Origin of the sequence: Mesorhizobium sp. M7A.F.Ca.CA.003.01.2.1 (assembly GCF_003998945.1) — a bacterium.
Lineage (GTDB): Bacteria > Pseudomonadota > Alphaproteobacteria > Rhizobiales > Rhizobiaceae > Mesorhizobium > Mesorhizobium ciceri.
Genome location: NZ_RZRA01001178.1, coordinates 1 through 1451, shown reverse-complemented (window position 1 = coordinate 1451; position 1451 = coordinate 1). Strand labels below are relative to the sequence as shown.

Sequence of the window (1451 nt, the reverse complement as noted above, 5' to 3'; positions counted from 1 at the left end):
GGCTCGACCAATGCGGTCGTGCATCTGCTGGCGATTGCCGGCCGCGTCGGCACCGAACTGACACTGGACGATTGGGATCGATATGGCCGCGATGTACCGACCATCCTCGACCTGATGCCGTCAGGCCGCTTCCTGATGGAGGACTTCTGCTACGCAGGCGGCATTCCGGCGGTCATGAAGGAGATCGGCGATCTGCTCGATCTCGACGTGCTGACCGTCACCGGCAAGACCGTGCGCGACAACATCCGTGACGCTAAAAACTACAATCCCGAGGTGATCCGCCCGCGCGACAAGGCGCTTACTCCCAATGGCGGTATCGCGGTGCTGCGTGGCAATCTGGCGCCCGACGGCGCCATCATCAAGCCGTCAGCCGCGTCACCGGCCCTGATGAAGCATCGCGGCCGCGCCGTCGTCTTCGAGGACATCGACGACTACAAGGCGCGCGTCGACGATCCCGCGCTCGACGTCGACGAAGCGTCGATCATGGTGCTGAAGAATTGCGGCCCCAAGGGCTATCCGGGGATGGCCGAGGTCGGCAACATGGCGCTGCCCCGGAAGCTGCTGAAGCAGGGTGTCCGCGACATGATCCGCATCTCCGATGCCCGCATGTCCGGCACCGCCTTCGGCACCGTCGTGCTGCATGCCGCACCCGAAGCCGCCATCGGCGGCCCGCTGGCGCTGGTCAGGAGCGGCGACTTCATCGAGCTCGACGTCGAAGCAAGGAAGCTGCATCTCGACGTGTCGGCACAGGAGCTGGCGCGGCGTCGTGAATCCTGGCTACCGCCCGTCCCGGCGATGCGCGGCGGCTATCAGGGCCTCTATGTCGACCGTGTCCTGCAGGCGGACCGCGGCGCCGATCTCGACTTTCTCGTCGGATGCCGTGGCCACGCCATTCCACGCGAAAGCCATTGAGGCCGACCAGCATGCCCAATTTCCGGCCTGACGATTTCCACGCCATTCACGCCATTCTCTACGCGCTCTTTGACGCGAACGAACAACTGGACCGCGCGGCGATGCGTCGGCAGGTCGAGATCTGCCTGGCGACGGGCGTGCACGGCATGGCGGCGCTCGGCCTGGCGACGGAAGTCGCCAAGCTGACCGAGGCCGAGCGCCGGACGATCATGGACTGGACGGCGGAAGATACGGCTGGAAAAGTGCCGCTTGCCTTCACCATCTTCGGCGCTTCGGTGGCTGAGCAGGTGGCACAGCTTCGCCATGCTGAAAGCGTGGGAGCGGATTGGGTGATCCTGCAGCCGCCGCCGGTCGGATCCTATGGTGCGCTGGAATACACCAGGTTCTTCGGCCGCGTCGCCGAGGCAACCGACCTGCCGGTGGCGATCCAGAACGCGCCGGCGTTTTTCGGGCGCGGCCTGTCATCGGACGAGATCCGCGAACTTGTCACGCTTCATCCCAACATAAGGCTGATCAAGGGCGAAGGCCCTGTCACCGAC

Annotated in this window: 2 protein-coding genes; both read left to right on the top strand. The window is 65.1% G+C overall.

Features of this window, described 5'->3' with window-relative positions; all coding sequences use genetic code 11:
* The coding region (locus tag EN969_RS30970; protein WP_206525279.1) for a dihydroxy-acid dehydratase at window positions 1-912 on the top strand (912 nt) is incomplete at its 5' end.
* Window positions 913-923: 11 nt separating this feature from the next.
* Window positions 924-1451, top strand: a 528-nt coding sequence (locus tag EN969_RS30965) for a dihydrodipicolinate synthase family protein (RefSeq protein WP_164758655.1), incomplete at its 3' end; no start/stop codon positions are given.